The sequence below is a fragment of the Nonomuraea sp. NPDC059023 genome (genome assembly GCF_042740095.1).
Lineage (GTDB): Bacteria > Actinomycetota > Actinomycetes > Streptosporangiales > Streptosporangiaceae > Nonomuraea.
Genome location: NZ_JBHYIO010000005.1, coordinates 177,135 through 199,116, shown reverse-complemented (window position 1 = coordinate 199,116; position 21,982 = coordinate 177,135). Strand labels below are relative to the sequence as shown.

Below are 21,982 nucleotides of genomic sequence, written 5' to 3'. Positions count from 1 at the left end.
CCGGAGCACCGTGCGGCATCCCGTCATCATCCCGGACTGCGTCCACCGGCCGAGCCGAGGCCGGTGGCCGGGGTGACGTCGAGGCGGTGCTCGCCGGCATAGACGTTCATCGACTCCCCCCGCAGGAAGCCGATCAGCGTCATCCCCTCCTCGGCCGCCAGTTCCACGGCCAGGGAGGAGGGTGCCGAGACCGCGGCCAGCACCGGTACCCCGGCCATGACCGCCTTCTGCACCAGTTCGAAGGAGGCGCGGCCGGAGACCATCAGGACGGTTTCGCGCAGCGGCAGCAGGTCGCCGCGCAGGGCCCAGCCAAGGAGTTTGTCCACGGCGTTGTGGCGGCCCACGTCCTCACGTACGCACATCGCCTCGCCGGTCGGCGTGAACAGGGCGGCCGCGTGCAACCCGCCGGTCCGCTCGAAGACGCGCTGGGCCGAGCGCAGCCGGTCCGGCAGGGCGGTGATCGTCTGGCGGCTCAGCCTGATCGGGTCTTCGCGCGGCGTCCAGCGGGCGACGGTGCGTACCGCCTCCAGCGACGCCTTCCCGCACACGCCGCAGGAGGAGGTGGTGTAGAAGTTGCGGGGTTCAGGGCGGGGTACGCCGGGCGCCAGCCGTACATCCAGGACGTTGTACGTCTGCGTCCCGTCGGCCAGCGCGCCCGCGCAGTAGCGGATGGCGGCGACGTCGGCAGCACGACCGACGGCGCCCTCACTGACCAGAAACCCGGCGGCCAGGTCGAAGTCGTCCCCGGGGGTACGCATGGTGACGGTCAGCGGGGTGCCGTCGAGGCGGATCTCCAGGGGTTCCTCGGCGGCCAGGGAGTCGAAGCGGCGGGTGGTGGTGTCGCGGACGCGCAGGATGGGGCGCTTGATCGTCACTCTAGACATAGCCGTACCCGAAGCGTCCCTTCACGCAGAGGTTGCCGTGGGTGACGGGGTTGTCGTGGGGCGACGTCACCTTGACGATCTTGTTGTCCTGGACGTGGAGGGTGAGGTTGCAGCCGACGCCGCAGTAGCTGCAGATGGTGGTGGTCTCGCTCTGGCGGTCCTCGTCCCAGGTGCCGTCGGCGCGCATGTCGAACTCGGTCTTGAACGACAGTGCCCCGGTCGGGCAGACCTCCACGCAGTTGCCGCAGTAGACGCAGGCCGAGTCGGTGAGCGCCGCGTCCCATTCGGTGGAGATGGTCGCGTCGAAGCCGCGCCCGGCCACGGAGATGGCGAAGGAGTTCTGCCACTGCTCGCCGCAGGCGTCCACGCACTTGTAGCAGAGGATGCATTTGCCGTAGTCGCGCACGTAGAGGTCGTTGTCCACCTTGGGGGGCTGCTCGACGGTGGCCGCGTCCTCGCCGAATCTGGCGGGGTCGGCCCCGTACTCGGCCATCCATTCCTTGGCCCGCGGGGTCGTGGACAGGTCGGTGGAGGAGGCCAGCAGTTCGAGGACGACCTTGCGGCTGTGGCGGGCGCGCTCGGTGCCGGTGGCGACCTTCATCCCGGCCTCGGCCTTGCGCGAGCAGGCCGGGGCCAGCGTGCGCGCGCCCTCGATCTCGACGACGCAGACGCGGCAGGCGTTCTTCGGGGTGAGGGTGTCGCCGTGGCAGAGCGTCGGGATGTCCTTTCCCGCCGTCGCGCAGGCGTCGAGGAGCGTCGCTCCTTCCGGTACGCGTACGGCTTCGCCGTCGATCTCGACGTCGATCAGCCGCCGAGGGGGCTGCAACGGGATCACTTGAAGACTCCCAACCGGTCGATGGCGGATTCGACCGCGTTCCAGGCGGTCTGGCCGAGCCCGCAGATGGAGGCGTCACGCATGGTCTGGCCGACTTCGCGCAGAAGGACCAGGTCGGAGTGGTCGACGCGGCGGGAGAGGCGGTGCAGCGCCTCCTCCTGCCGCACGGTCCCGACCCGGCACGGTACGCACTGCCCGCACGACTCGTCGCGGAAGAACTCGGCGATGCGCAGCAGGATGGCCTTGAGGTCGACGTCGTCGCCGAGTACCAGCACGACGCCGGAGCCCAGGGTGGCACCGGCCTGCCGGGTGCCCTCGAAGGTCAGCGGGATGTCCAGGTCGGTGACGAACGCCCCGGCCGCGCCGCCCAGGAGCACCGCCCTGACCGTGCCGGTGGGCACGGCCAGGGCGAGAAGCTCCCTGAGCGTGGCGCCGAAGGGCAGCTCATAGACCCCCGGTTTCGCGATATTTCCGGATACGCAGAACAACTTGGGCTCTGCCCCCCGATAAGCCGCCGGCCCCCTCTCCAGAATCGGCAGCACGTTGACCAGCGTCTCCACGTTGTTGACCACGGTCGGCTTGCCGAACAGCCCCTTCTCCACCGGGAACGGCGGCTTGCTGCGCGGCTCCCCGCGCTGCCCCTCGATGGAGTTGAAGATCGCCGTCTCCTCCCCGCAGATGTACGCCCCCGCCCCCCGCCGCAGCTCGATGTCGAAGGAGAACCCCTGGCCCAGGATGTCCGCGCCGAGCAGGCCCCGGGCACGGGCCGTGGCCATGGCGTTCTCCAGCGCGTGCCGCGCCCGCGGATATTCGCCCCTGATGTACAGGTAGCCCTTGGCGCACCCGGTGGCGTAGGCGGCGATCGTCATGGCCTCGATCAGCGCGTACGGGTCGCCCTCCATGATCACGCGGTCCTTGAAGGTGCCCGGCTCGCTCTCGTCGGCGTTGCAGACCAGGTAGTGCGGATGGTCGGGCTGGCGGGCCGTGGCCTCCCACTTGCGGCCGGTCGGGAACGCGGCGCCGCCCCTGCCGACCAGCCCGGAGTCGGTGACCTCCCTGATCACCCCGGCGGGGCCGAGCTGGAAGGCCCGGCGCAGCGCCTGGTACCCGCCCTGCGCCCGGTAGTCGTCCAGGCTCAGCGGATCCACGACGCCGACCCGCCGCAGCAGCACGAGCCCGTCCTGCCCGGCCTGCGGCACCGCCGCCGCCACGGGCGGCTCACCGGCCTGACCCGCGGAATAGGGAGCGTCCACCGCGGCGGAGGGCGGATCGCCCGCGGTCAACGTCAGACAGGCCGGCGCCCGCTCGCACAACCCGAGACACGGGCTCTCCTGCCAGGACTTCCCTGGCGGTCCGAGCCGGTCGGCGACGGCCTGCCGTACCTCGGAAGCGCCCTGAGCGTGGCAGGCCAGGTCCGTGCAGACGTGCAGCACGGAGGCCGGCCGCTCGGACAGGGAGAACAGCGAGTAGAACGACGCCACCCCGAAGGCCTCGGCGGGCGGCACGGTCAGCCGGCGGCAGATGTAGTCGAGCGCGCCCTCGCTGATCCAGCCCACCCGGTCGTTGACCGCGTGCAGCGCGGGCAGCAGCAGGTCCCGCGCCGGTTCGGCGCGGGCGGCGAAGCGCAGGTCGGCGGCGGTTCTGTCGCCGCCGTCCCACGCGGTGGCGGGCGGTCCGAGCAGCGCGTCGACGGCCGCGCGCTCCTCGTCGGTGGGCTGGGCGTCGCGGAAGCGCAGGTCCATCAGCCCACCTTCACAAGCTTCTCGACGCGTACGGCTGCCGCCTTGAACTCGGCCGTCCCCGCGATGGGGCAGGTCGCCTCGATGGTGAGGGCGTTGGTGTCGACCTCGTCGGGGAAGTGCATGGTCATGAAGACCAGCCCCGGCCGCAGCGCGGGGTCGATGAAGACGGGCGCGACGACCGAGCCGCGCCTGGAGGTGATCCGCACCTCCTCCCCGGCGGTGAGCCCGAGGCGCAGCGCGTCCTCCGGGCACAGTTCGATGGTCTCGCCGCGGCGCAGCGGCGAGGCGAACCCGGAGGACTGGACGCCGGTGTTGTAGGAGTCGAGCCGCCGCCCGGTGGTGAGCCGGAGCGGGTACTCCTCGTCGAGCAGGTCCACCGGCGGCGAGTGACGCAGCACGGCGAACGGCGCCGGTGTGCCGCGCTTGACAGGGTCGCTCTCCCAGAGTCGTCCGTGCAGGTAGGGCGGTTCGACGGAGTCCTCGGACGGGCAGGGCCACTGGATGCCCTGCAGGTCGGCCAGCCGCTGGTAGGTCATGCCGGCGTGGGCGGGGGAGAGGGCGCGCAGTTCGTTCCAGACCTCTTCGGCGCCGTCGTAGTGCCAGTCGTGGCCGAGCCTGCGTGCCAGTTCGCACATGATCCAGATGTCGTCGCGGGCCTCGCCCGGCGGGTCGAGCGCCTTGCGGACGCGCTGGACGCGGCGCTCGCTGTTGGTGAACGTGCCGTCGCTCTCGCACCAGGCGGCGCTGGCGGGCAGGACGACGTCGGCCATCTGGGCGGTCTTGGTGAGGAAGATGTCCTGGACGACCAGGTGGTCGAGCATGGACAGGCGCTTGACGCAGGCCAGCGAGTCGGCCTCGGACTGGACGGGGTTCTCGCCGATGAGGTAGCAGGCCGTGACCTCGCCCTCGGCCATCGCCTCCAGCATCTGGGTGAGATTAAGACCATATTTCGGCTGAATCCCGATATTCCAGGCTGACTCGAAGCGCCGCCGTACGGCCGGGTCGAGGATGTCCTGGAAGCCGGGCAGCCGGTTGGGGATGGCGCCCATGTCGCCGCCGCCCTGCACGTTGTTCTGGCCGCGCAGGGGTGACAGGCCGGAGCCGTAGCGGCCGACGTGGCCGGTGAGCAGCGACAGGTTGATCAGCGCGCGTACGTTGTCGGTGGCGTTGTGGTGCTCGGTGATGCCGAGCGTCCAGCACAGCTGGGCGCGGTCGGCGCGGGCGTACGCGTGGGCCAGTTCCTTGATCGCCTCGGCCGGTACGCCGGTCACCTGCTCGGCGGCAGTGAGCGTCCAGGGCTCGACCGAGGCGGCGAACTCCGCGAAGCCAGCCGTCGCCCGCTCGATGAACGCCTGGTTGTGCAGGCCGGCGTGGATGATCTCGCGGGCCACGGCGTGGGCGAGGGGGATGTCGGTGCCGACGTTCAGGCCGAGCCAGCGGTCGGCCCACTGCGCGGTGCCGGTGCGCCTGGGATCGACGGCGAACATGCGGGCGCCCTTGTGGATGCCCTTGAGCACGTGGTGGAAGAAGATCGGGTGGGCGTTCCTGGCGGCCGAGCCCCACATCACGATCACGTCGGTGTCCTCGACCTCCTGGTAGGAGGAGGTGCCGCCACCGCTGCCGAACACCGCCGACAACCCCGCCACGCTGGGGGCGTGGCAGGTGCGGTTGCAGGAGTCCACGTTGTTGGTGCCCATGACCACACGGGTGAACTTCTGGCCTATGTAGTTCATCTCGTTGGTGGAGCGGGCGCACGACAACATCGCGAAGGTGTCGGGGCCGTGCCGGTCGACGGCGCGCCTGAAGCCCTCGGCGGCGCGGTCGAGCGCCTCGTCCCAGGTGGCCTCGCGCAGCACGCCGTCCTCGCGCACCAGTGGATGGGTCAGGCGGTCATAGCTCATGATCCCTCCATTCTGTATACAGCCTACGGTATGCCTGGCTAGGCCGTAGGAGCAACGTTCTCGTTCAGCAGATCGCTCACCGCGTGGATCGCACGCAGCACCGGCACCTCGGCGCCGGTCAGGTCGGCCAGCTCGACCACCGCCGCCAGCAGGACGTCCAGTTCCAGCGGCTTGCCCTTCTCCAGGTCCTGCAGCGTGGAGGTCTTGTGCTCGCCCGCCTTCTCCGCGCCGCGCAGCCGCCGTTCGATCGACACACCCGGATCGCACCCGACCCTTCCGGCCACCTCGACGGTCTCCCGCATCATGGCCATGACCAGTTCGCGGGTGCCCTGGTGGCGGGCGATTCCGGCCATGGTGGCGCGGGCCAGGGCGCTGATCGGGTTGAAGGCGATGTTGCCCATCAGCTTGATCCACACATCGCGCCGGACGTCGGCCTCGACCGGGCACTTGAGCCCGCCCTCGACCGCGGCCCGGCTGAAGGCGGCGCACCGGGCGCTCAGCTGCCCGCCCGGCTCGCCGATGGAGAACCGGGTTCCCTCCAGGTGCCGGATGACGCCCGGCGCCTCGATCTCGGTGGCGGCGTAGACGACGCAGCCGATCGCGCGCTCCAGCGGCAACGCCGCGGTGACGGCCCCGTCCGGATCGACGCTCTCGATGCGGTAGCCCCGGTAGGGGCCGTTGAGCCCGTGGAAGTACCACCACGGGATGCCGTTCTGCGCGGCGATGATGCTCGTGGCCTCGTGCAGCAACGGCTTGATCATGGGGCCCGCGGCGGCGTAGCTGTTCGCCTTGAGGCCCAGGAAGACGTGGTCCACCTGGCCGACGTGGGTCGGATCGTCGGTGGCATGGGGGTGGGCGACGAAATCGCCCCGGGGGCTGAGCACCCGTACTCCCTCGCGGCGGATGGCCGCAAGGTGCTCGCCTCTCGCGATCAGATGCACCTCGACTCCCGCCCTGTGCAGGGCGGCTCCCACGTATGCGCCGATGGCGCCGGCGCCAAGAACAGCGACTTTCATGCTGCGCTCCGTTCTCGCGTCGGAATCTGCATTCGGTATACAGTATGGAAAAATGCCGGTCAAGGAGCCGCCCATGAGCACGCTGTCCTGGGAGCGGGCCCGTGCCCTCGCCGCCGCCCGCGCCCGCCCGCCCGTACCGGCCGATCTCCCCCTCGCCGAGGTGTACGGCTGCCGCCTGGCCGAACCCCTCCGCGCCCTGGTCCCGGTACCGGGCACGGACGTGTCGGCCATGGACGGCTACGCGGTCTGCGGCCCGCCGCCCTGGCGCCTGGTGGGCAGGGTGCTGGCCGGGGGAGCGGCGTACCCGTCGCTGGCCGGCGGCGAGGCCGTCGAGATCGCCACCGGAGCCCCGGTGCCCGCACGGGCGGCGGCGGTGCTGCCCTACGAGGCCGCCGACGCCGACGGCCAGTGGGTCAAGGGCCCGGCCGAGACGGGGCGGCACATCAGGCGCCGGGGCGAGGACATCCCCGAGGACGCCGTGGTGCTCGGCGCCGGAACCCTGGTCACCCCGTCCGTGCTCGGGCTGGCCGCCGGGCTGGGGCACGACCGGCTGCGCGTGGTGCCCAGGCCCGCCGTGTCGGTGCTGGTGACCGGTGACGAGGTGGTCTTCGCGGGCGTGCCGGGACCCGGCCGGGTCCGCGATGCGATCGGCCCGATGCTGCCCGGCCTGGTCGAGTGGGCGGGCGGCCGCCTGGCCGGCGTCGCCAGGCTGCCCGACGGCGAGCGGGCGCTGCGCGAGGCGCTCACGAGCCAGGACGCCGACGTGGTCGTGGTCTGCGGGGCCTCGTCGAAGGGGCCCGCCGACCATCTGCGTGCTGTGCTACGAGGTGCGGAGGTGCTGGTCGACGGGGTGGCCGTGCGTCCCGGACATCCGCAGATCCTGGCCGGGCTGGAGTCGGGGGCCATGCTCGTGGGCCTGCCCGGCAATCCCTTCGCCGCGCTCGGGGCGGCTCTCACGCTGCTGGTGCCGCTGCTCGGCGGGCCGTACCGGGGACAGATGAGCGCGCTGGCGGGGCCGGTGCGGGCGCATCCGCGCGACACCCGCCTGGTGCCGGTCCGGCGTTCGGAGAAGGGCGCGGTTCCCGTGGGGCACGACCGGCCGGGTTCGTTGTGGGGAGCGGCGCTGGCCGAGGCCCTGGCGGCGGTGCCACCGGGGTGGTGCGGCGGGCCCGTGGAGTTGATCGAGTTGCCGTAGAGGTCTGGACAGGCCGTTCACAAGGGAGTAACCATTGGCGTCATACGGTATGCAGTATGCGGGAGACAGTCGCCGAGAAGGGTGCACGATGTCGGAAACGATCTCTGGCGGTCATCTGGTAGCCAAAGCGCTCAAGGCCGAGGGCGTGGATGTGATCTACACGCTGTGCGGCGGGCACATCATCGACATCTACGACGGTTGCGTCGATGAGGGCATCGAAGTGATCGACGTTCGTCACGAGCAGGTGGCCGCGCACGCCGCTGACGGCTACGCGCGCATCACCGGCAAACCCGGCTGCGCGGTGGTCACCGCGGGACCGGGCACGACCGACGCGGTCACCGGCGTGGCCAACGCCTTCCGCGCGGAGAGCCCCATGCTGCTCATCGGCGGCCAGGGCGCGCTGAGCCAGCACAAGATGGGCTCACTCCAGGACCTGCCGCACGTGGACATGATGACGCCGATCACGAAGTTCGCCGCCACGGTGCCGAGCACCGAACGCGTGGCCGACATCGTGTCGATGGCCTTCCGCGAGTGCTACCACGGCGCCCCCGGCCCGTCGTTCCTGGAGATCCCGCGCGACGTGCTGGACGCGAAGATCCCGTTGGAGAAGGCGCGCATCCCCAAGAACTACCGGGCCTCCACCCGGCAGGCCGGCGACCCGGAGGCGATCGAACGCCTGGCCGACATGCTCGCCCACGCCGAGAAGCCGTGCATCCTGCTCGGCAGCCAGGTCTGGACCTGCCGGGCCACCGACGCGGCGATCGACTTCGTCAGAAGCCTGAACGTGCCCGCCTACATGAACGGCTCCGGCCGCGGCACGCTCCCGCCCGGCGACCCGCACCACTTCCAGCTGTCGAGAAGGTACGCCTTCACCGAGGCCGACCTCATCATCATCGTCGGCACGCCGTTCGACTTCAGGATGGGGTACGGCAAGCGCCTGTCCCCGGCCGCCACCGTGGTCCAGATCGATCTCGACTACCGCACGGTCGGCAAGAACCGCGACATCGACCTGGGCATCGTCGGCGACGCCGGGCTCATCCTGTCGGCCGCGGTCCAGGCGGCCGGCGGCCGGATCAGCGACGCCGCCGCCCGGCGCAAGGAGTGGATCGAGGAGCTGCGCGCGGTCGAGACCCAGTCCTACGACAAGCGCCTGCCCAGGCAGCTGTCGGCCAGCTCGCCCATCGACCCCTACCGCCTCGTCCACGAGATCAACGAGTTCCTGACCGAGGACACCATCTACATCGGCGACGGCGGCGACATCGTCACCTTCTCCGGCCAGGTCGTGCAGCCCAAGTCGCCCGGCCACTGGATGGATCCGGGCCCGCTGGGCACCCTCGGCGTCGGCATGGCGTTCGCGATGGCCGCCAAGCAGGCCCGCCGCGACAAGGAGGTGCTCTGCCTGTTCGGCGACGGCGCCTTCTCCCTGACCGGCTGGGACTTCGAGACGATGATCCGCTTCGACCTGCCGTTCATCGGCGTCATCGGCAACAACTCCTCGATGAACCAGATCAGGTACGGCCAGGCCGCCAAGTACGGCGAGGACCGCGCCCGCGTCGGCAACACGCTGGGCGACATCCGCTACGGCGACTTCGCCAAGCTGCTCGGCGGCTACGGCGAGGAGGTCCGCGACCCGGACGAGATCGCCCCGGCCCTGCGCAGGGCCCGCGAGTCCGGCAAGCCCTCGCTGATCAACGTGTGGGTCGACCCCGAGGTCTACGCCCCCGGAACCATGAACCAGACGATGTACAAGTGAGGCTCAGATGAAGGCTCTGGAAGGCGTCCGCGTCCTCGACATGACCCACGTCCAGTCCGGCCCTTCGGCCACCCAGCTGCTCGCCTGGCTCGGCGCCGACGTGGTCAAGCTGGAGGCGCCCACGGGCGACATCACCCGTCAGCAACTGCGCGACAAACCCGGCGTCGACAGCCTCTACTTCACGATGCTCAACTGCAACAAACGCAGCATCACCCTCAACATGAAGTCCGAGCGGGGCAAGGAGCTGTTCACCGAACTGGTGAAGGGCGCCGACATCCTGGTCGAGAACTTCGGGCCCGGCGCGGTCGACCGGATGGGCTTCACCTGGGAACGCCTGAGCGAGCTCAACCCGCGCCTCATCTACGCCTCGATCAAGGGCTTCGGCGCAGGCAAGTACGCCAAGTTCAAGGCGTACGAGGTGATCGCCCAGGCCATGGGCGGCTCGATGACCACCACGGGCTTCGAGGAGGGGCCGCCGCTGGCCACGGGCGCGCAGATCGGCGACTCGGGCACCGGTGTGCACGTGGTGGCGGGCATCCTCGCCGCTCTGTACCAGCGGGAGGGCACCGGGCGGGGGCAGCGGGTGCAGGTGGCGATGCAGCACGCCGTACTGAATCTGTGCCGGGTGAAGCTGCGTGACCAGCAGCGGCTGGCGCACGGGCCGCTGCGCGAGTACCCGAACAGGAACTTCGGCGACGAGGTGCCGCGCTCGGGCAACGCCAGCGGCGGCGGCCAGCCCGGATGGGCGGTGCGCTGCGCGCCGGGCGGACCCAACGACTACATCTACGTGATCGTGCAGCCGGTCGGCTGGCGGCCGATCGCCGGCATCATCGGCCGCCCCGAGCTGGCCGACGACCCCGAGTGGGCCACCCCGGAGGCCCGGCTGGGCAAGCTCGACAAGATGTTCCAGCTCATCGAGGAGTGGACCATCCGCCACGACAAGTGGTCGGTGCTCGACCGGCTCAACGCCGAGAACGTCCCGTGCGGCCCGATCCTGTCGACCAGGGAGCTGGCGCAGGACAAGAGCCTTCGCGAGGAGGGCATCGTCGTCGCGGTGGAGCACCCGGAGCGGGGCGAGTTCGTCACCGTGGGCAGCCCGCTGCAGCTTTCCGACTCGCCGGTGGACGTGCGCACCCCGCCCCTGCTCGGCGAGCACAACCAGGAGATCTACGGTGCGCTCGGCGTGAGCGCGGGCGAGCTGGCCGAGCTGAAGACGAACGGAGTCATCTGATGTCCGCGAGGGAAGTCATCGAGAAGGCGCTGGCCGAGGGCCGCACGGCCCTGACCGCCCCCGAGGGGAGGACGATCTGCGAGGAGTACGGCATCGCCACCCCGGGCGAGGGCCTGGCCGCCACCGCCGAGGAAGCGGTCGAAATATCAGCAAAAATCGGCTTCCCCGTGGTCTTGAAGATCGTCTCGCCGGACATCCTGCACAAGACCGAGGCCGGCGGCGTGCTCGTGGGACTCAAGACCCCCGAGGAGGTCCGCGAGGGCCACCAGAAGATCGTCGCCAACGCGCTCGCCTACGACCCCGGCGCCCAGATCGACGGCGTCCAGGTCCAGCAACTGGTCGGCGGCGGCCACGAGGTCATCGTCGGCGCCGTCACCGACCCCACCTTCGGCAAGGTCGTCGCCTTCGGCCTGGGCGGAGTCCTGGTCGAAGTGCTCAAGGACGTGACCTTCCGCCTGGCCCCCGTCTCGGGTGATGATGCCCTGACGATGCTCGACGACATCAAAGCGGCGGAGGTGCTGCGTGGGGCGCGCGGTGCCGAGCCCGCCGACCGCGCCGCCCTCGCCCAGCTCATCGAACGCGTGGGCAGGCTGGTCGACGAGCACCCCGAGATCGTGGAGATCGACCTCAACCCCGTCTTCGCCGGCGCCTCCGGGGCCGTCGCCGCCGACGTGCGCATCCTCGTCGGCGCCGCGCCCCCGCCGGTCGAACGCCTGCCGAGGGAGCGCATCCTCGACCAGATGACCCGCATCTTCAAGCCGCGCGCCATCGCCGTCATCGGCGCCTCCGCCGAACAGGGCAAGATCGGCAACTCGGTCATGCGCAACCTCATCAACGGCGGCTACCAGGGCCAGATCTTCCCGATCAACCCCAAGGCCACCGAGATCATGGGGCTGCCCGCCTACAAGAGCATCGCCGAGGTCCCCTACGACGTGGACGTCGCCGTCTTCGCCATCCCCGCCGCCTTCGTCGCCCCCGCGCTGGAGGAGACGGGCAAGAAGGGGGTCGCGGGCGCGATCATGATCCCGTCGGGGTTCGCCGAGACCGGCAACGTCGACGGGCAGCGGGAGATCGTCGAGATCGCCCGCCGGCACGGGGTGCGGATGCTCGGGCCCAACATCTACGGCTACTACTACACGCCGGAGAACCTCTGCGCCACGTTCTGCACGCCGTACGACGTGAAGGGCAGTGTCGCGCTGACCTCGCAGAGCGGCGGCATCGGCATGGCCATCCTGGGCTTCAGCCGTACCACCAAGATGGGCGTCTCGGCGATCGTCGGCGTCGGCAACAAGGCCGACGTCGACGAGGACGACCTGCTCACCTTCTTCGAGCAGGACGACAACACCCGCGCGGTCGCCATGCACCTGGAGGACCTCAAGGACGGGCGCGGCTTCGTCGACGCCGCGCGCAGGGTCGTCAGGAACAAGCCCGTCATCGTGCTCAAGGCCGGACGTACGGCGATGGGCGCGCGGGCGGCCGGCTCGCACACCGGAGCGCTGGCCGGCGACGACAAGGTCTACGACGACATCCTGCGCCAGGCCGGAGTCGTGCGCGCCCCCGGGCTCAACGACATGCTGGAGTACGCCAGGGCGCTGCCGCTGATGCCCGCCCCGCAGGGGGAGAACGTCGTCATCATCACCGGCGCGGGCGGATCCGGCGTGCTGCTGTCCGACGCGTGCGTGGACGCCGGGCTCACGCTCATGGACATCCCGGCCGACCTGGACGAGGCCTTCCGCGCCTTCATCCCGCCCTTCGGAGCCGCGGGCAACCCCATCGACATCACCGGCGGCGAACCGCCGTCGACCTACGAGAACACGGTCAGGCTCGGGCTGTCCGACGAGCGCGTCCACGCGCTGGTCCTCGGGTACTGGCACACGATCGTCACCCCGCCCATGGTCTTCGCCGAACTCCTCGCCCGCGTGGTGGCGGAGGAGCGGGAGAAGGGCAACGTCAAGCCGGTCGTCGCGTCCCTGGCCGGTGACACCGAAGTGGAGGAAGCCTGCGCGTACCTGTTCGACCACGGAGTCATCGCCTACCCGTACACGACTGAGAAGCCGGTGGCCGTGCTCGGCGCGAAGTATCGCTGGGCCAGAGCGGCCGGACTGCTGCGTTAAGAGCCGGACGCGGCAGGCGAGGGGGCACATCGGGGCAGCCCACAGGAACCAACCTTTCCCCCCAGGAGGTCCTTAGGTGGACACATCCAAACCATCGGCGGCCGCAGCGCCACCGGTTGAGGACGAACGCGTATGGAAAGCGGGCCGGCTGGAGCCGATGCCCATCAGAAAACTGCCCGACGCGCCCCCGTCGGTGCACATTCTCGGGCCGACCGTCTTCCTGGTCGCCCTGGGCGTGGGGATGGGCGAGTCCTACATGTGGCCCAGGCTCGTCCTGCTGTTCGGGCCGGAGATCAGGTGGTTGTTCCTGATCGGCGTCACCCTGCAGGCCGTCGTGATGCTGGAGATGGCGCGGTACGCGATGGCGACGGGGGAGAGCATCTTCTCCGGCGCCGCCCGCGTGTTCAAACCGATCATGTGGTTCTTCTTCGTGACGGCCATCGCCGTCTACATCTGGCCGGGCCACCTGTCGGCGGGCGCGGCGGCCTTCGAGGAGATCACCGGCATTCCCTGGGTGGTCACCGCGGTCATCGGGCTCATCCTGGTCGGGGTGGTCTTCTCCCTGGCCAAGGTGATCTACAACGTGCTGGAGAACCTGCTGTCGGTGCTCATCGGCGTGCTCGTGCTCAGCACCGCGGTGGTCGCGGCGATGGTCGGCTCCTGGGGTGACGTGGTCTCCACGATCACCGGCATGTTCTCCTTCGGCTACCTGCCGCCCGAGGCGCTGTCGGCCGCGTGGTTCCCGGTCATCGTCGGGGCGTGCGCGTTCGCCGGGCCGTCCGGGATGCAGCAGATGTGGTACACGCTGCACCTGCGCGACTCCGGCGCCGGCATGGGCGCGCACATCCCGCGCATCCGCGGCCTGCGCCACGCCGGCGAGGAAGAGGCGATGCCGGCGCGCGGGTTCATGTTCGACACCGACGACCCCGCCGAGATGGCCAAGTGGAAGGGCTGGCGGCGCTGGGTCACCTTCGACGCGCTCCTACTGTTCTGGGGCGTGACCATGCTGGTCACGATCTCGTTCACGGTCATCGCCCAGGCGGCCGTCCGGCAGAACCCCGGGGTGCGCGCGGTCATCTCCGGCGACGACCGCGAGGTGGCGCTGACCGCCATGTCGAACGCCGTCTCCTCGGCCGGCAGCTCGGTGCTCGGGGTGGTCTTCCTCGGCTTCATCGCGCTGATCGGCCTCAACGCCACGCTCGGGCTGTTCGACTCGTTCTCGCGCGGGCAGGCCGACATGACCTACAACTTCGTGCCCGGCGCCCGTAAGCGGAAGATGTCCCACCTGTACGCGGGCTTCCTCTGGGGCGTGATCATCTTCGGCATCCTGATCCTGCTCTTCGGCCCGGCCGACGGGCCCAGCGGGATCCTGGACACGCTGGCGTTCCTGTCGACGTTCGCCATGGGCGCCTACTGCGTGACGCTGCTGCTGGTCAACAACCGCATGCTGCCCAAACCGATCCGGCCGAAGTGGTGGACCAACGTGATCGTCGGCTTCGGCGCGGTGTTCTACCTGGGCATGCTCTTCTACAGCCTGTTCGCGTTCGGCGTGGTCGTGGACTGATGGCGATCCGGCACAGCCTCGAACCCGCCCTGCCCGGGGCGGCGATCGGAGCCGTCGCCGGCGTGGCCGCCGGGGGGCTGACCCTGCTCGCGGGGCAGCCTCTCGGACGGGCCGCGCTGTCGGCGCTCGCGCTGGCCGTACCCCTGGCGCTGTGCGGCGGCGCGTACGGCCTGCTCATCGGACGCTGGCTCTTCCGGCCCGGGGCCTTCGCACCTGTCGCCCTGTTCTGGATGGTCGCGTTTCCGATGTCCAGACTCATCCAGGAGAGCCTGGCCGGGGTGGGGATGCGGGACGGTGTCCTGTTGTTCCTGGCCTACCAGGCGATGGTGAGCGTCGGCTTCGCCATCGGCTTCGTGTGGCTGCACGAACGCCTGGCCGTGAGGAGACGATGAACCTGCCCCTGTGGGTCTGGCTCGCCACCATCGGCGGCTTCGGCCTCATCCTCGCCCTCGACTTCTACCTCGTCGCCCGAAACCCGCGCGAACCCTCCTTCAAGGAGTGCGTCGGCTGGGTCTCCTTCTACGTCTCCCTCGCCGTGCTGTTCGGCTTCGGGCTGCTGGTGTTCTCGGGTCCCGCGCACGGCGGGGAGTTCTTCGCCGGCTGGATCACCGAGTACTCCCTCAGCGTCGACAACCTCTTCGTCTTCCTGCTGATCATGAGCAGGTTCCGGGTGCCGCGGCAGTACCGGCAGAAGGTGCTGCTCATCGGCATCGTGCTGGCGCTGGTCATGCGCGGCGGCTTCATCGCGGCCGGAGCCGAGGCGGTGACCCGCTTCGACTGGCTCTTCTACGTCTTCGGCGCCTTCCTCGTCTACACCGCGTGGAAGCTGATCGGGCACGAGGAGGAGGAAGCGGAGTTCTCCGAGAACATCGCGCTGCGGACGGTACGCCGCGTGCTGCCGGCCACCGACACCTACCACGGCGCCCGCCTGACCGTGCACCACGGCCGCCGCATGGTGACCCCGATGCTCATCGTCATGGTCGCCATCGGGACCACCGACCTGTTGTTCGCCCTGGACTCCATCCCGGCCATCTTCGGCCTGACCAAGGAGCCCTACCTGGTGTTCACCGCCAACGCCTTCGCGCTCATGGGGCTGCGGCAGCTGTTCTTCCTGATCGGCGGGCTGCTGGACCGGCTCGTGTACCTGAGCAAGGGACTGTCGGTGGTGCTGGCGTTCATCGGGGTGAAGCTCATCCTGGAGGCGCTGCACCACGACGGCGTGTCCTGGGCGCCGGAGATCCCGATCCTGGTCTCTCTCGGCGTCATCCTCGGGACGCTCGCCGTCACCACGGTGCTCAGCCTGCTGAAGTCCCGTGCCGTTCGGGACAAGGAGCCGGCTGAGCGCTGACACGGCCGCGGGCGGGCACGGCCGGTCCGCCTGTGGCTTAGACGCCTTCGAGCTTCGCTACGAGCCTGGCCAGCAGGTTACTTGTCTCCATCTGATTGGCCTTGATGTCGTTGATGTCATCTCTCATGACGGCCATGGATTTCTCCATGTTGCCAACCGACCGCTGAAGGACGCCGATGTCGCCCTTCATCACGACGATGTCGCTCTTCATGACGACGATGTCGCTCTTCATCTCGGCAATGTCGGCCTTGACGACCGTCATGTCCGCTTTCAGGTCGGAGATGTCGCTTCGCATCTCCTTGATGTCGGTTTCAACGCTGTCCATGCGTTGTTCGAGGTACGGCATGGAAACAAGGGTACCGGCGGGGCTGTCACGGTCGAGGGGATCTGTGGATATCGCGGTCGGCGGTCCACAGGCGCAGGTAGCGGTCGGCCTGCTCGGCCGAGTACTGCCTTCTGAGCGCGGCGCTCAGGCCGACGCCGAAGGAGCGTCCGTCTCCGCTCTGGCCCATGGGATCACCGCGGAGAAAGCTCATCAACGCCTTCATCGTCACGTCACCTCCTGTCCGGTGTCATCCTCTGCCCGAGGAGGGGTCTGGTAATCGGCGGGTCAGCCGGTGCGGCGGCGGCGCCGTACCGGCTTGGGGGCGGGTTCGACGGGCTGGCCGGCGCGCGACTCCAGGTAGGAGGCGCGGGTGTGCTCGGTGTGCTCGCGCATGATCCGCGCGGCGGTCGCCTCGTCGCGGGCCTCGATGGCGTCGATGAGCGCGGTGTGCTCCTCCCACGAGGTCATGCCGCGCCGCCTGGCCACGGGCGTGTGGTACCAGCGCACCCGCCTGGCCACCTGGGCGGCCAGCTCGGCCAGCACCTTGTTGCCCGACAGCGCCGTCACGAGCGCGTGGAGCTCGGAGTTGGTGGCGACCGCGCCGTCGACGTCGTCCGACCGCACCGCCGCGACGCCGCGCGCGCACAGGGCGCGCAGTTGCCGCACGCCGTCCTCGCCGGCGTTCTGCGCGGCCAGCCGCGCCGACTCGGTCTCCAGCAGCGTGCGTACGGCGAGCAGCTGGTCGGCCTCTTCGAGGGTCGGCACGTGGACGAAGGCGCCCTGGCCGGGGAAGAGGTCGACCCAGCCTTCGCCGCTGAGCTGCTGGAGCGCCTCGCGCACCGGTTGCCTGGAGACGCCGAGCAGCTCGGCCAGCTCGCTCTCGACCAGGTGCTGACCGGGCTTGAGCTGGCCGGAGACGATGAGCTCCTGGATGGCCTCGATGACGCTCTCGCGGAGCGTGGCGGGGCGGGGAATCTTGGCCGCGGTCTGACCGGCCTGATCCGACAGCAACATGTTCGCGGCTCCACTAACGGTTTGTCGTCGACTGCCTACAGCATACAGTTTGCGCTTCTCACCTTTCCGGTGAGCCTCATCACACGGGGATCGTGACCGGCCTGCCGGGCGCGCGCAACCGGCGGGCGGCCAGCGCGGGCAGCCCCGCGCACGCGGCGGCGAGCAGGAGCGCGGGCGCGGCGGACCCGGACAGCGCGAGCCAGCTCAGCGCCACCGCCACCAGCCCGGCCGCGGCCTTGGCGCTGTAGACGACGGGATGGATGGTGCCGGTGCCGGCCACGCCGAAGTAGTCGCGGACCAGGCTGGCGACCAGCGGGTAGAAGGCCCCGCCGCCCAGGCCCGCCGCCACCGCCCCCGCCCAGAGGCCGAGCGAGGTGCCGGTGCTCGCGTGGGCGGCCAGCAGGAGCTGGCCCAGCGCGAGCAGGGTGAGCACGACGGACAGCACCGCCGTACGGCCCAGCGCCTCCGAGCACCGCATGGCCAGCGCCCTGCCCGCACCGTTGAGCCCCACCAGGATCGCCACCGCGCCCCAGGCGCCCGACGCGGCCACGATGACCACGTCGGCGATCGAGACCGCGCCCGCGCCCACCAGGATGGCCGCCAGCACCGGCAACGCCCTGGTGCGCAGCGCCTGGGCCAGCGAGAACTCGCGGAGCGCCCCGGGCGTGCGGCGCAGGACGGCGGCGTCCAGCGCGTACGAGCGGGGGTCGACGGTGTCGGGCCACCACAGGGGAGGCGGCATGCGCAGGTGGCGGGCGGCGGCGCCGATGACCAGGGCCGCGACGATCCCGGCGGCCAGGAACGCCTGGTGGAGCGTGCCGGGGAACAGGCCCGCCCACAGCAGCAGCGGCAGCGCCCCGTAGCCGAAGGCGCCGGTCACCAGGCCGACGCGCAGGGCGGGCCGTTCCGGGTGCCAGGCGGCGACGGTCTCGCCGCACACGCCGTAGACGAGTCCGGCGCCCAGGCCGCCGAGTACGGCGTACACGGTGAGGAAGGGCCAGGAGCCGCCGAGGCCGAGGGCGAGGAGGCCGGCGGTGGTGAGGACGGCGCCCGCGGTGAGGGAGAGGCGGCGGCGCAGCAGGGCTCCGGCCGCCTGGCAGACGATCCACACGCCCAGCGGGATGAGCGCGGCCTGGTCGCGGGTGAGCAGGGCGGCGTAGCCGTACTGGAGGGGGGCTATGGCCGCCATCGAGGCCCAGGCGAGCCAGAGCGTGCGCGGACGGTCGGCGGGTACGGGGCCGGGCAGGTACGCACGGCCGCGCCAGTCTCGGATTGCATTCTCCATACTGTATGGAATATCCACACAATCGGATACTTGTCGAGCCTCTGGACGAGGAATATTCCATACGGTATACCGTCTACAAAGGAGGCTCGCATGGACCTGTACGAGTACCAGGCGAAGGAACTCTTCGGTCGCCACGGCATCCCGGTCCCGCTCGGCGACGTGGCCCGCACCCCCGCCGAGGCCCGCGCGATAGCAGCCGAGATCGGCGCTCCCGTCGTCATCAAGGCCCAGGTGAAGACCGGCGGCCGGGGCAAGGCGGGCGGCATCAGGGCCGCGCCGGGGCCGCGGGCGGCCGAGGAGGAGGCCGAGCGCGTCCTCGGGATGGACATCAAGGGACACCTCACCCGCGCCGTGCTCGTGGAGGTGGCCACGGTGCCCTTCGAGGAGTACTACGCCGCCTTCCTCGTCGACCGGGCGGCCGGGTCGTTCCTGGCGATGGCGTCGGCGCAGGGCGGCATGGAGATCGAAGAGCTGGCGGAGCGCGACCCCGGCGCGCTGGTCAGGCTGGCGATCGACCCGGCCGTGGGCGTGGACGCCGGCGTCGCCCAGCAGCTCGTGGCCAAGGCGGGCCTGCCCGAGGCGGCCGCGGCCACGCTGCAGCGGCTCTGGGACGTCATGGTGACCGAGGACGCCCTGCTGGTCGAGGTCAACCCGCTCATCCTCACCACCGACCAGCGGATCGTGGCGCTCGACGGCAAGGTCACCCTGGACGACAACGCCGCGTTCCGGCACGAGCGCGTACCCGAGGAGCCGACCGGCGGCCTGGAGGACCGCGCCCGCGGGAAGGGGCTCAACTACGTCAAGCTGGACGGCCGCGTGGGCGTGATCGGCAACGGCGCCGGGCTGGTCATGAGCACGCTCGACGTCGTCGCCGGGGCCGGCGCCGACCCGGCGAACTTCCTCGACATCGGCGGCGGCGCCTCCGCCCAGGTCATGGCCGACGGGCTGGAGATCATCCTGTCCGACCCGGACGTGCGCTCGGTGCTGGTCAACGTCTTCGGCGGCATCACCACCTGCGACGCGGTGGCCACGGGCATCGTCACCGCGCTGGAACTGCTGGGTGAACGCGGCCGGGCCCGGCCCATCGTGGTCCGGCTGGACGGCAACAACGCCGAGGTCGGCCGGCGCATCCTCAGCGACGCCCGGCACCCGGCGGTCCGCCAGGTGCCCACCATGGACGGCGCCGCCCAGCTGGCGGCCAGACTCGCGGCAGGTGCGTGATGGCGATCTTCCTGACCAGGGACAGCCGCGTGCTCGTCCAGGGCATGACGGGCTCCGAAGGCGCCCGGCACACCTCGCGCATGCTGGCCGCGGGAACCAACGTGGTGGCCGGGGTGACGCCCGGCAAGGGCGGGCGCACGGTCGACTTCGGCGAGCGTACGGTTCCGGTCTTCGGCTCGGTCGCCGAGGCCGCGGGCGAGACCGGCGCCGACGTGTCCGTCGTCTTCGTGCCGCCGCGCTTCACCGGCGCGGCCGTGGAGGAGGCGGTGGCGGCGGCGGTGCCGCTGTGCGTGGTGATCACCGAGGGCGTGCCCGTGCACGACGCGATCAGGTTCCGCGCCCTGGCCCGCGGCGGGACGCGGATCATCGGCCCCAACTGCCCCGGCCTGATCAGCCCCGGCCAGTCGTCGGCCGGGATCATCCCCGCCGACATCACCACCGCCGGGCGCATCGGCCTGGTCTCCAAGTCGGGCACGCTCACCTACCAGCTCATGTACGAGCTGCGCGACCTGGGCTTCTCCACCGCGGTCGGGATCGGCGGCGACCCGGTCATCGGCACCACGCACATCGACTGCCTCCAGGCGTTCCAGGACGATCCGGGCACCGACGCGATCGTGATGATCGGCGAGATCGGCGGCGACGCCGAGGAGCGGGCCGCCGCCTACATCTCCGCGAACATCACCAAACCGGTCGTCGCCTACGTGGCCGGCTTCACCGCCCCGGAAGGCAAGACGATGGGCCACGCCGGCGCGATCGTCTCCGGTTCCTCGGGTACCGCGCAGGCCAAGAAGGAGGCGCTGGAGGCGGCCGGCGTGCGGGTCGGGCGTACCCCGTCGGAGACCGCGCGGCTCATGCGGTCGGCGCTGGCCGTGACATGACGCGCGTCCCCTGCATGGAGGCGGTGGCCGCGGTGCTGGAGTCGGAGGGAGTGACCACCGTCTTCGGCGTGCCGGGCGCCGCCGTCCTGCCCCTGTACGCCGCGCTCCGCCACAGCTCCATCCGGCACGTCACGGTACGCCACGAGGAGGGCGGCGCCCACGCCGCCGACGGCTGGGCCAGGGCGACGGGCGACGCCGGCGTCTGCGTCGGCACCTCGGGCACCAAGATGGTCGCCGGTCTCCACGCCGCGCTGGCCGACTCCGTCCCGATGATCTGCGTCACCGGCCAGGCGGCCGGCATCGTGGAGATCGCCAGACCCGTCACCAAATGGGCCGTCCGGCTCAAGGAGCCCGCCCAGGCGCCGTGGGTCTTCCGCGAGGCGTTCAGGGTCGCCCGCTCCGGCCGGCCCGGCCCGGTCCTCATCGACCTGCCCGTCGACGTGCGGCGCGGCACCTGCCTCTACGACCGCGCGCTGGACGCGCCGCTGCCGGTCACGGTCCCGCGCCCGCTGCCGCAGGTCGTGCGCGCTGCCGTCGACATGGTATGTACGGCCAGGCGGCCCCTCATCCTGGCCGGAGGCGGGGTCGTCGGCGCCGGGGCCTGCGCCGAACTGCTCGAACTCGCCGAACACCTCCAGATCCCCGTCCAGGTCACGCTCATGGGCAAGGGCGCCTTCCCCGAGGACCATCCCCTGTTCGCCGGCATGGCCGGGATCCAGACGCAGACCCGCTGGGGCAACGCCGCGTTCCTGGCCAGTGACCTGGTGCTCGCCGTCGGCGCCCGCTTCGGCGAGCGGCACACCGGCGACCTGGACGTCTACCGCAAGGGCCGCCGCTTCATCCACGTCGACATCGAGCCCACCCAGTTCGGCAGGGTCTTCGAGCCGGACCTAGGGGTGTTCGGGCATGCCAGGCCCGTATTGGCTGAGATGGTGGCGGAGGCGCGCAGCCGTACGGCGGCCCTGCAACCCGGCAAATGGGTGCGCAGGGTCGGCGAACTGCGCCGCACGATGGCACGCCGCGACGACTTCGACGACGTGCCGATCAAGCCGCCCCGCGTGTTCAGGGAGATCAACGACTTCTACCCGCGCGACACCACCTTCGTCACCGCGTTCGGGCTCCACCAGATCTGGTCGGGCCAGTTCCAGACGACCTACCTGCCCCGCCGCTACCTCGTGCGCGGGCAGGCCGGGCCACCGGGATGGGAGGTGCCCGCCGCGATCGGCGTCAAATGCGCCCATCCTGAACGACAGGTCGTCGCGGTCGCCGGCGACTCCTCCTTCCCGTTCGTGATGGAGGAGGTCGTGGTCGCGGCGCGGTACCGGATCCCGTTCGTCATCGTGATGATCAACAACGAGTGCCTCGGGCTGATCGGGCAGGCGGAGCTCCCGTACGACATGAACGACGCCGTGGACCTCCACGACGGCGAAGGCGGCGTCGACCACGTCAAGGCGATGGAGTCCTTCGGCTGCCCGGCCCGCCGGGTGGAACGGCCGGGCGACATCCGGGACGCCCTGGCCTGGGCGTCCGCCGAGGCGGCGCGGAAGCGGCTGCCCGTGCTGGTGGAGGTCATGGTCGAGCGGGAGTCCAAGGCGGCCATGGGCCCCGCGCTCGACGCGATCAAGGAGTTCGAGCCCCTGCCCGAGCTCGTCACCGTCGACTGGTCGGACTAGGAG

19 protein-coding genes are annotated in these 21,982 nt (G+C 70.7%); 10 read left to right on the top strand and 9 right to left on the bottom strand.

All coding sequences use genetic code 11. The features are described from left to right. Positions 1–26: 26 nt before the first annotated feature. From fdhD to ACFWYW_RS11005, 5 genes are read right to left on the bottom strand one after another with little or no spacing between them, the layout of a single operon-like run. Positions 27–884, bottom strand: a complete 858-nt coding sequence (fdhD, locus tag ACFWYW_RS11025; RefSeq protein WP_379622032.1) for a formate dehydrogenase accessory sulfurtransferase FdhD — start codon at positions 882–884, stop codon at positions 27–29. Next, a complete protein-coding gene (locus ACFWYW_RS11020; RefSeq protein WP_379622118.1) occupies positions 877–1,716 on the bottom strand; it encodes a 2Fe-2S iron-sulfur cluster-binding protein in 840 nt (279 codons plus the stop codon). The genes fdhD and ACFWYW_RS11020 overlap by 8 nt, the downstream gene beginning before the upstream one ends. Further along, positions 1,716–3,461: an NAD(P)H-dependent oxidoreductase subunit E gene (locus tag ACFWYW_RS11015; RefSeq protein ID WP_379640963.1), complete on the bottom strand. Its 1,746-nt coding sequence runs from the start codon at positions 3,459–3,461 to the stop codon at positions 1,716–1,718. Before ACFWYW_RS11015 ends, ACFWYW_RS11020 begins: the two co-directional genes overlap by 1 nt. Further along, positions 3,461–5,362 (bottom strand): molybdopterin oxidoreductase family protein, encoded by a 1,902-nt coding sequence (locus tag ACFWYW_RS11010; protein ID WP_379622036.1) that lies wholly within the window; start codon positions 5,360–5,362, stop codon positions 3,461–3,463. The genes ACFWYW_RS11015 and ACFWYW_RS11010 overlap by 1 nt, the downstream gene beginning before the upstream one ends. Before the next feature lie 38 nt (positions 5,363–5,400). After that, the gene (locus ACFWYW_RS11005) at positions 5,401–6,378 is read right to left on the bottom strand and encodes a 2-dehydropantoate 2-reductase (RefSeq protein ID WP_379622038.1); all 978 of its coding nucleotides are present in this window, start codon (positions 6,376–6,378) and stop codon (positions 5,401–5,403) included. 73 nt (positions 6,379–6,451) lie between these two features. Here ACFWYW_RS11005 and ACFWYW_RS11000 point away from each other — a divergent pair, with 73 nt between their 5' ends. From ACFWYW_RS11000 to ACFWYW_RS10970, 7 genes are all read left to right on the top strand, one after another. Next, positions 6,452–7,573, top strand: a complete 1,122-nt coding sequence (locus ACFWYW_RS11000; protein ID WP_379622040.1) for a molybdopterin molybdotransferase MoeA — start codon at positions 6,452–6,454, stop codon at positions 7,571–7,573. Between the two features lie 88 nt (positions 7,574–7,661). Continuing rightward, a complete protein-coding gene (locus ACFWYW_RS10995; RefSeq protein ID WP_379622042.1) occupies positions 7,662–9,326 on the top strand; it encodes a thiamine pyrophosphate-binding protein in 1,665 nt (554 codons plus the stop codon). Positions 9,327–9,333: 7 nt separating this feature from the next. After that, positions 9,334–10,557 carry a formyl-CoA transferase gene (frc, locus tag ACFWYW_RS10990; RefSeq protein WP_379622044.1) on the top strand — a complete coding sequence of 408 codons (1,224 nt, stop codon included), beginning with the start codon at positions 9,334–9,336 and terminating at the stop codon, positions 10,555–10,557. After that, positions 10,557–12,671 carry an acetate--CoA ligase family protein gene (locus tag ACFWYW_RS10985; protein ID WP_379640961.1) on the top strand — a complete coding sequence of 705 codons (2,115 nt, stop codon included), beginning with the start codon at positions 10,557–10,559 and terminating at the stop codon, positions 12,669–12,671. Before frc ends, ACFWYW_RS10985 begins: the two co-directional genes overlap by 1 nt. 157 nt (positions 12,672–12,828) lie before the next feature. After that, positions 12,829–14,235, top strand: a complete 1,407-nt coding sequence (locus tag ACFWYW_RS10980) for an Nramp family divalent metal transporter (RefSeq protein ID WP_379622048.1) — start codon at positions 12,829–12,831, stop codon at positions 14,233–14,235. Next, a complete protein-coding gene (locus ACFWYW_RS10975; protein WP_379622050.1) occupies positions 14,235–14,627 on the top strand; it encodes a hypothetical protein in 393 nt (130 codons plus the stop codon). Before ACFWYW_RS10980 ends, ACFWYW_RS10975 begins: the two co-directional genes overlap by 1 nt. Next, on the top strand, positions 14,624–15,583 hold the full coding sequence (locus ACFWYW_RS10970) for a TerC family protein (RefSeq protein ID WP_379622052.1): 960 nt from the start codon (positions 14,624–14,626) through the stop codon (positions 15,581–15,583). The genes ACFWYW_RS10975 and ACFWYW_RS10970 overlap by 4 nt, the downstream gene beginning before the upstream one ends. A gap of 37 nt (positions 15,584–15,620) precedes the next feature. Here ACFWYW_RS10970 and ACFWYW_RS10965 read toward each other — a convergent pair whose 3' ends face one another. The 4 genes from ACFWYW_RS10965 to ACFWYW_RS10950 all read right to left on the bottom strand — a co-directional run bounded on the left by ACFWYW_RS10965 (position 15,621) and on the right by ACFWYW_RS10950 (position 18,207). Continuing rightward, positions 15,621–15,929: a hypothetical protein gene (locus ACFWYW_RS10965; RefSeq protein WP_379622054.1), complete on the bottom strand. Its 309-nt coding sequence runs from the start codon at positions 15,927–15,929 to the stop codon at positions 15,621–15,623. A gap of 25 nt (positions 15,930–15,954) precedes the next feature. Continuing rightward, positions 15,955–16,119, bottom strand: a complete 165-nt coding sequence (locus tag ACFWYW_RS10960; RefSeq protein ID WP_379622056.1) for a hypothetical protein — start codon at positions 16,117–16,119, stop codon at positions 15,955–15,957. Between the two features lie 74 nt (positions 16,120–16,193). Further along, complete coding sequence (locus ACFWYW_RS10955) at positions 16,194–16,922, bottom strand: GntR family transcriptional regulator (RefSeq protein ID WP_379622058.1); 729 nt, start codon at positions 16,920–16,922, stop codon at positions 16,194–16,196. A 79-nt stretch (positions 16,923–17,001) separates the two neighbouring features. Beyond that, positions 17,002–18,207 (bottom strand): MFS transporter, encoded by a 1,206-nt coding sequence (locus ACFWYW_RS10950; RefSeq protein ID WP_379622060.1) that lies wholly within the window; start codon positions 18,205–18,207, stop codon positions 17,002–17,004. A gap of 90 nt (positions 18,208–18,297) precedes the next feature. Between ACFWYW_RS10950 and sucC the strand changes: the two genes are divergently transcribed. From sucC to ACFWYW_RS10935, 3 genes are read left to right on the top strand one after another with little or no spacing between them, the layout of a single operon-like run. Next, the gene (gene sucC, locus ACFWYW_RS10945; RefSeq protein ID WP_379622062.1) at positions 18,298–19,428 is read left to right on the top strand and encodes an ADP-forming succinate--CoA ligase subunit beta; all 1,131 of its coding nucleotides are present in this window, start codon (positions 18,298–18,300) and stop codon (positions 19,426–19,428) included. Further along, on the top strand, positions 19,428–20,306 hold the full coding sequence (gene sucD / locus ACFWYW_RS10940) for a succinate--CoA ligase subunit alpha (RefSeq protein ID WP_379622064.1): 879 nt from the start codon (positions 19,428–19,430) through the stop codon (positions 20,304–20,306). Before sucC ends, sucD begins: the two co-directional genes overlap by 1 nt. After that, positions 20,303–21,979, top strand: coding sequence for a thiamine pyrophosphate-dependent enzyme (locus ACFWYW_RS10935; protein WP_379622066.1), 1,677 nt, complete (start codon positions 20,303–20,305; stop codon positions 21,977–21,979). The genes sucD and ACFWYW_RS10935 overlap by 4 nt, the downstream gene beginning before the upstream one ends. Positions 21,980–21,982 lie beyond the last annotated feature (3 nt).

Coding starts and splice junctions, on each gene's coding strand:
- fdhD (WP_379622032.1), bottom strand. CDS start 884: ATGTCTAGAGTGACGATCAAGCGCCCCATCCTGCGCGTCCGCGACACC.
- ACFWYW_RS11015 (WP_379640963.1), bottom strand. CDS start 3,461: ATGGACCTGCGCTTCCGCGACGCCCAGCCCACCGACGAGGAGCGCGCG.
- ACFWYW_RS11010 (WP_379622036.1), bottom strand. CDS start 5,362: ATGAGCTATGACCGCCTGACCCATCCACTGGTGCGCGAGGACGGCGTG.
- ACFWYW_RS11005 (WP_379622038.1), bottom strand. CDS start 6,378: ATGAAAGTCGCTGTTCTTGGCGCCGGCGCCATCGGCGCATACGTGGGA.
- ACFWYW_RS11000 (WP_379622040.1), top strand. CDS start 6,452: ATGAGCACGCTGTCCTGGGAGCGGGCCCGTGCCCTCGCCGCCGCCCGC.
- ACFWYW_RS10995 (WP_379622042.1), top strand. CDS start 7,662: ATGTCGGAAACGATCTCTGGCGGTCATCTGGTAGCCAAAGCGCTCAAG.
- frc (WP_379622044.1), top strand. CDS start 9,334: ATGAAGGCTCTGGAAGGCGTCCGCGTCCTCGACATGACCCACGTCCAG.
- ACFWYW_RS10985 (WP_379640961.1), top strand. CDS start 10,557: ATGTCCGCGAGGGAAGTCATCGAGAAGGCGCTGGCCGAGGGCCGCACG.
- ACFWYW_RS10980 (WP_379622048.1), top strand. CDS start 12,829: ATGCCCATCAGAAAACTGCCCGACGCGCCCCCGTCGGTGCACATTCTC.
- ACFWYW_RS10975 (WP_379622050.1), top strand. CDS start 14,235: ATGGCGATCCGGCACAGCCTCGAACCCGCCCTGCCCGGGGCGGCGATC.
- ACFWYW_RS10970 (WP_379622052.1), top strand. CDS start 14,624: ATGAACCTGCCCCTGTGGGTCTGGCTCGCCACCATCGGCGGCTTCGGC.
- ACFWYW_RS10965 (WP_379622054.1), bottom strand. CDS start 15,929: ATGCCGTACCTCGAACAACGCATGGACAGCGTTGAAACCGACATCAAG.
- ACFWYW_RS10960 (WP_379622056.1), bottom strand. CDS start 16,119: ATGAGCTTTCTCCGCGGTGATCCCATGGGCCAGAGCGGAGACGGACGC.
- ACFWYW_RS10955 (WP_379622058.1), bottom strand. CDS start 16,922: ATGTTGCTGTCGGATCAGGCCGGTCAGACCGCGGCCAAGATTCCCCGC.
- ACFWYW_RS10950 (WP_379622060.1), bottom strand. CDS start 18,207: ATGGAGAATGCAATCCGAGACTGGCGCGGCCGTGCGTACCTGCCCGGC.
- sucC (WP_379622062.1), top strand. CDS start 18,298: ATGGACCTGTACGAGTACCAGGCGAAGGAACTCTTCGGTCGCCACGGC.
- sucD (WP_379622064.1), top strand. CDS start 19,428: ATGGCGATCTTCCTGACCAGGGACAGCCGCGTGCTCGTCCAGGGCATG.
- ACFWYW_RS10935 (WP_379622066.1), top strand. CDS start 20,303: ATGACGCGCGTCCCCTGCATGGAGGCGGTGGCCGCGGTGCTGGAGTCG.